Origin of the sequence: Bradyrhizobium sp. PRIMUS42, assembly GCF_023006515.1 — a bacterium.
Lineage (GTDB): Bacteria > Pseudomonadota > Alphaproteobacteria > Rhizobiales > Xanthobacteraceae > Bradyrhizobium.
In genome coordinates, this window is record NZ_JALBGZ010000513.1 from 1 (window position 1) to 4,712 (window position 4,712).

6 protein-coding genes and 1 pseudogene are annotated in these 4,712 nt (G+C 65.4%); 6 read left to right on the plus strand and 1 reads right to left on the minus strand.

The genetic code is table 11. The features are described from left to right. Together MOV75_RS28070 and MOV75_RS28075 are read left to right on the plus strand one after the other, a co-directional pair. The coding region (locus MOV75_RS28070) for a glutamate--tRNA ligase family protein (RefSeq protein ID WP_247006976.1) at positions 1 to 378 on the plus strand (378 nt) is incomplete at its 5' end. A 104-nt stretch (positions 379 to 482) separates the two neighbouring features. Next, entirely contained in the window at positions 483 to 1,745 is a 1,263-nt protein-coding gene (locus tag MOV75_RS28075) for an ATP-binding protein (RefSeq protein WP_246931349.1), read from the plus strand. Here the strand turns inward: MOV75_RS28075 and MOV75_RS28080 are convergent. Beyond that, the gene (locus MOV75_RS28080) at positions 1,672 to 2,565 is read right to left on the minus strand and encodes a YihY/virulence factor BrkB family protein (RefSeq protein WP_246931350.1); all 894 of its coding nucleotides are present in this window, start codon (positions 2,563 to 2,565) and stop codon (positions 1,672 to 1,674) included. The two genes, MOV75_RS28075 and MOV75_RS28080, sit on opposite strands and share 74 nt — an antisense overlap. Positions 2,566 to 2,865: 300 nt before the next feature. Between MOV75_RS28080 and MOV75_RS28085 the strand changes: the two genes are divergently transcribed. From MOV75_RS28085 to MOV75_RS28100, 4 genes and pseudogenes are all read left to right on the plus strand, one after another. Beyond that, a complete protein-coding gene (locus tag MOV75_RS28085) occupies positions 2,866 to 3,060 on the plus strand; it encodes a twin transmembrane helix small protein (protein ID WP_008543342.1) in 195 nt (64 codons plus the stop codon). Positions 3,061 to 3,143: 83 nt separating this feature from the next. Continuing rightward, positions 3,144 to 3,716: a cob(I)yrinic acid a,c-diamide adenosyltransferase gene (locus tag MOV75_RS28090; protein ID WP_247006977.1), complete on the plus strand. Its 573-nt coding sequence runs from the start codon at positions 3,144 to 3,146 to the stop codon at positions 3,714 to 3,716. A 117-nt stretch (positions 3,717 to 3,833) separates the two neighbouring features. Continuing rightward, positions 3,834 to 4,583: an electron transfer flavoprotein subunit beta/FixA family protein gene (locus tag MOV75_RS28095; RefSeq protein WP_247006978.1), complete on the plus strand. Its 750-nt coding sequence runs from the start codon at positions 3,834 to 3,836 to the stop codon at positions 4,581 to 4,583. After that, positions 4,583 to 4,712, plus strand: a pseudogene (locus MOV75_RS28100) (electron transfer flavoprotein subunit alpha/FixB family protein); the annotation flags it as partial. The gene MOV75_RS28095 and the pseudogene MOV75_RS28100, both read left to right, overlap by 1 nt.

Below are 4,712 nucleotides of genomic sequence, written 5' to 3' on the forward strand. Positions count from 1 at the left end.
GGTCTGACGTGGAGCGAGCTCGGCGAGCGCCCCGACGGCGAGGGCGGCATTGTCCCGGCGCGCCCCGAAGCGTGGGGCGACGTGATCCTGGCCCGGAAGGAGACACCGACCAGCTACCATCTGTCCGTCGTCGTCGATGACGCACTTCAGGGCGTCAGCGAGATTGTGCGGGGCCAGGACCTGTTTCACGCCACCTCAGTGCACCGCCTGCTCCAGGTCCTGCTCGGCCTGCCCGAACCCGCCTACCGGCATCACCGGCTGATTTGCGACGAGACTGGGCGGAAGCTGTCGAAATCGAGCCGCTCGACCGGTCTGCGCGCCTTGCGCGCGGCCGGCATCACGCCTGCCGCCATCCGTCAGCTGGTGGGATTAGGTTAAGTTTCTCTGGGGGTTAGCTAAACGTCGCCGTGACTCCGGGGGTTCCGCCGTGCCATGCTTGGCCGACAGCCTGGGGTTCGAAGGGGATACTTCGAAGGGGATTCATGGCGGCGAAAAAGCGCGCAGCGCGCACCACGCGGACGTCCAAGCGACCGCCTCGGAAGCGGTCCGGGCCGGTCGCCCCGTTGCGCAAGCGCAGCATCAAGGTGGTCGCGCCTGATGTGGTCCAGGCGGCGCTCGCCGCCTTTGCCCATGAAGTTCGCACCCCCCTGACCGGCATTCTGGCGATCAGCGACCTGCTCGCGACCTCCGATCTCGGCGAACGGGAACGGCGCTGGGCCGATACGATCAAGGCCGGTGCCGAGCATCTGGCGAGCCTTGCCACGCTGTTCGTGGATGCCGCCAGAACCGGCAAGGGGGCCGGGAAGGGCGGAGGCACGCTGCGACAGGACCTGTTCGACCTGCGAACGCTTGCCCGTAATGCCGGCGATTCGCTGGCCGGCCGGGCCGCGGCCAAGGGGCTGAAGGCCGAGGTGGAAATCTCCGAAAAGCTGGCGGGACTGGTGGTCGGCGATCCCGTCCGCCTGCGCGCCGCGCTCGAGAACCTGATCGACAATGCCGTGAAATTCACCGACCAGGGCGGCGTGGCCCTCGCTGTCGAGCCGTGGCGTCCCGTCAAGGGCAAGGCCAAAGGAAGGGTCGGCGTCGCCTTCGCGGTGTCCGACAGCGGCATCGGCTTGACCATGGCCGAGATCAAGCGGCTGTTCCGCCCGTTCACCCAGGCCAATGTCACCATCGCCTCGCGCTTCGGCGGCGCTGGCCTCGGCCTATCCTCGGTCAAGCAATTGGCGCGTGCGATGGGCGGCGACATCATCGTTGCGCCCCGGCGCGGCGGCGGCGCCACCTTTACGCTGACGGTGTCGCTCGATGCGACGGGATCGGACAAATCTCGCGGGAGGAAGGGCGAAGCCGAACCAGATGCGGTCGCGGCGCTGCGCGTCCTCAGCGTCGAGGACAATCCGTTCGGTCGCGTCGTGCTCAACACCATTCTGACCGAGCTCGGCCATCATGCCGAGTTCATCGGGCGCGGCGAGGACGCCGTGAACCGGCTGGAGCAGGGCGCGTTCGATGCGGTGCTGATGGACATGGTTCTGCCGGGCATCGACGGCGTCGAAGCCATCCGGCGGATCCGCACCATGCCGACGCAGTTGGCTCAGATCCCGATCATCGGAGTTTCCGGTCGCGGCGAGGACGAGGCGGCTTCGCGCGAGGCGGGCGCCGACGCCTTCCTGGTCAAGCCTGTGTCTCCGCGGGCGCTAGCGACTGCGCTGCTTGAAGCGACACGCCGTGAGGAAGTCGCGACTTGATGATCGCGGCGTTGAGCTCGCCGCCGTAAACGAAGATCGCGGCGATGAAGTACAGAAACACCAGCGCGATGATCACCGAGGCGAGCCCCGCATACATCGTCACGTAATTGTTGGCGAAGCGGGCCAGATATTGTCCGAACACGACGCTGGAGATCAGCGAGGCCACGATGGTGAAGACGATGCCGGGCAGGATCTGGAGAAAGCCGCGCCGTCCTGCCGGTAGCCAGGCGTGCAGGATGATCAGCGCCACCACCAGCGCACTGATGGTGATGCCGTAGCGCAGCCAGGTGAGGATGCTCTCATTCGACTCGACGAATAGTGGGATATGGCGCCGTGCCGCTTCGATCAGAAGCGGACCGAGCACGATCAGGAACGCCATGGCGAGCGCGGTAAAAGCTGCAATCAGCGTGTAGGCAATCGATTCCAGCCGCAGCCAGTACCAGCGCCGCATCTCCACCACCGCATAGGCGCGATTGAGCGCGACCCGGAGCGCCTCGACGCCGTTGGAAGCGAAATAGACCGACAGTGCCGCGCCGATGGTCAGAATGCCGGTGCGGGTCGTGGTCAGCACGTCGTGGACTTCGCCCGAGATCGAATCGGCGACCTGCTTGGGCCAGATCTGCAGCATCAGGCTGGCGGCCTGGTCGGCGAGTTCCTTGGAGCCGAAGAAGCCGGCGAGCGAGGTCAGCACGATCAGGAACGGGAAGAGCGCCATCAGCGTCGACAGCGCGATGTGGCTAGCGATCGCCCAGCCGTCATCGGCGAGGAACGTGTAGAACGCGTCCTCCAACACGACGTAGATGTAGCGGATCGCTTTCATGCGCGACCTACAAGACAGGTGCCGCTCGCTCGCCCCGTGCGCGAGGAGAGGTGAGGGGAGGCGAGCGGCGCAAATCGGAGGTCATCTCGCTACCTTCTGACATTATTGCCCCAAAAGCCAGATCGCGAAGCGCCCCGCCGTCATTCCGGGGGCGCGCGTCGCGCGAGCCCGGAATCCATCTCGCCGCTTGCGACGTGGCCCGATAGATTCCGGGCTCGATGCTGCGCATCGCCCCGGAATGACGGCGGTGGTTGCCGGACCACCATGGCGGACCGGCGCGCACGGTGTTATCACCCCCCAATGGCATCTATCCTGAGTACTTTCATCCTACCGATCGCGGTCGGCGCCGTGGCGTTGGTGCTGCTGCTCGGTCTCATCAACATGATGCGCGGCGGCTCGCCCAACACCTCGCAGAAGCTGATGCGCTGGCGCGTGCTGCTTCAGTTCGTGGCGATCGTCATCGCGATGGCTGCGGTCTGGGCGATGGGACGATAGGGCATGATCCGGACCCGAAGGGCCGCGTTCGCGCAAAGTGTGAAGCGGTTTTCCAGGATCATGCCCAACACTAAGAGGTCTCCATGGTCACGTTGAACCGCATCTACACGAAGACCGGTGACGACGGCACGACGGCGCTCGGAACCGGCGAGCGGCGTCCGAAATACGATCTGCGCATCGAAGCCTATGGCACCGTCGACGAGACCAACGCTGCCATCGGCGTCGTCAGGCTCCATACCGGCGACATGCCCGAGTTCGACGCGATGCTCGGCCGCATTCAGAACGATCTGTTCGATCTTGGCGCCGATCTCGCGGTCCCCGAACGTGAAGGCAAAGCGGAGCGGCTGCGCGTGGTGGCGAGCCAGGTCGAGCGGCTCGAGCGCGACATCGACGCGCTCAACGACAAGCTCGCGCCGCTGACCTCCTTCGTGCTGCCAGGCGGCACGCCGGCCGCTGCCCATCTGCATGTGGCACGCACGATATGCCGCAGGGCGGAACGCGTGATCGTGGAACTGGCGGCCCGCCCCGGCGAGCCGGTCAGCGCAGCTGGCATCCAATATATGAACCGCCTGTCGGACTTCCTGTTCGTGGCCAGCCGAGCCACCAACGGTAACGGTGCCGGCGACGTGCTGTGGGTTCCGGGCCAGAACCGCTGACCCATCGAGCCCCCGCATTTCAAATTAGGCCCGTTCGCGCGTTGACCGGGGCAGATCGGGCCTTTAGGTTCCGCGCCAGTTGATAACCCCCCTCCCAAATTGAGTGAAAGAGGATCGATGAAGGTCTTAGTGCCGGTAAAGCGGGTGGTCGATTACAACGTCAAGGTCCGCGTCAAGGGCGATGGATCGGGCGTTGAACTCGCCAACGTCAAGATGTCGATGAACCCGTTCGACGAAATCGCGGTCGAGGAAGCGCTGCGCCTGAAGGAAGCCGGCAAGGCCACCGAGGTCGTGGTGGTCTCCATTGGACCGGCGCAGGCGTCGGAGACGATCCGCACCGGTCTTGCCATGGGCGCCGACCGCGGCATCCTGGTGAAAGCCGAAGGCAGCGTCGAGCCGCTCGCGGTCGCCAAGATCCTGAAGAAGGTCGCGGACGAAGAGCAGCCCGGCCTGATCATCCTCGGCAAGCAGGCGATCGACGACGACAGCAACCAGACCGGCCAGATGCTGGCCGCGCTGCTCGGCTGGTCGCAGGCGACGTTTGCCTCGAAGCTCGAGGTCGAAGGTTCTGACTTCAAGGTCACCCGCGAAGTCGATGGCGGGCTCCAGACCGTGAAGCTGAAGGGACCGGCGATCGTGACCACCGATCTGCGTCTCAACGAGCCGCGCTACGCCTCGCTGCCGAACATCATGAAGGCCAAGAAGAAGCCGATCGCGGACAAGACCGTCGCCGATTACGGCGTCGATGTCGCTCCGCGTCTCGAGGTCGTCAAGACGACGGAGCCGGCCGGCCGCAAGGCCGGCGTCAAGGTCAAGGACGTCGCCGAGCTGGTGTCGAAACTCAAGAACGAAGCCGGGGTGCTCTGATGACGACGCTTCTGATTGCCGAACACGACAATGCGTCGCTCAAGGATGCGACCAACAAGGCCCTGACCGCGGCTGCCGCGCTCGGCGCGGACGTCGAGGTGCTGGTCGCCGGCCAGAACGCCAAGGCCG

What these genes read in the sequence shown, in the direction of transcription:
- MOV75_RS28075 (WP_246931349.1), top strand. Translation starts at nt 483, where the DNA reads ATGGCGGCGAAAAAGCGCGCAGCGCGCACCACGCGGACGTCCAAGCGA.
- MOV75_RS28080 (WP_246931350.1), bottom strand. Translation starts at nt 2,565, where the DNA reads ATGAAAGCGATCCGCTACATCTACGTCGTGTTGGAGGACGCGTTCTAC.
- MOV75_RS28085 (WP_008543342.1), top strand. Translation starts at nt 2,866, where the DNA reads ATGGCATCTATCCTGAGTACTTTCATCCTACCGATCGCGGTCGGCGCC.
- MOV75_RS28090 (WP_247006977.1), top strand. Translation starts at nt 3,144, where the DNA reads ATGGTCACGTTGAACCGCATCTACACGAAGACCGGTGACGACGGCACG.
- MOV75_RS28095 (WP_247006978.1), top strand. Translation starts at nt 3,834, where the DNA reads ATGAAGGTCTTAGTGCCGGTAAAGCGGGTGGTCGATTACAACGTCAAG.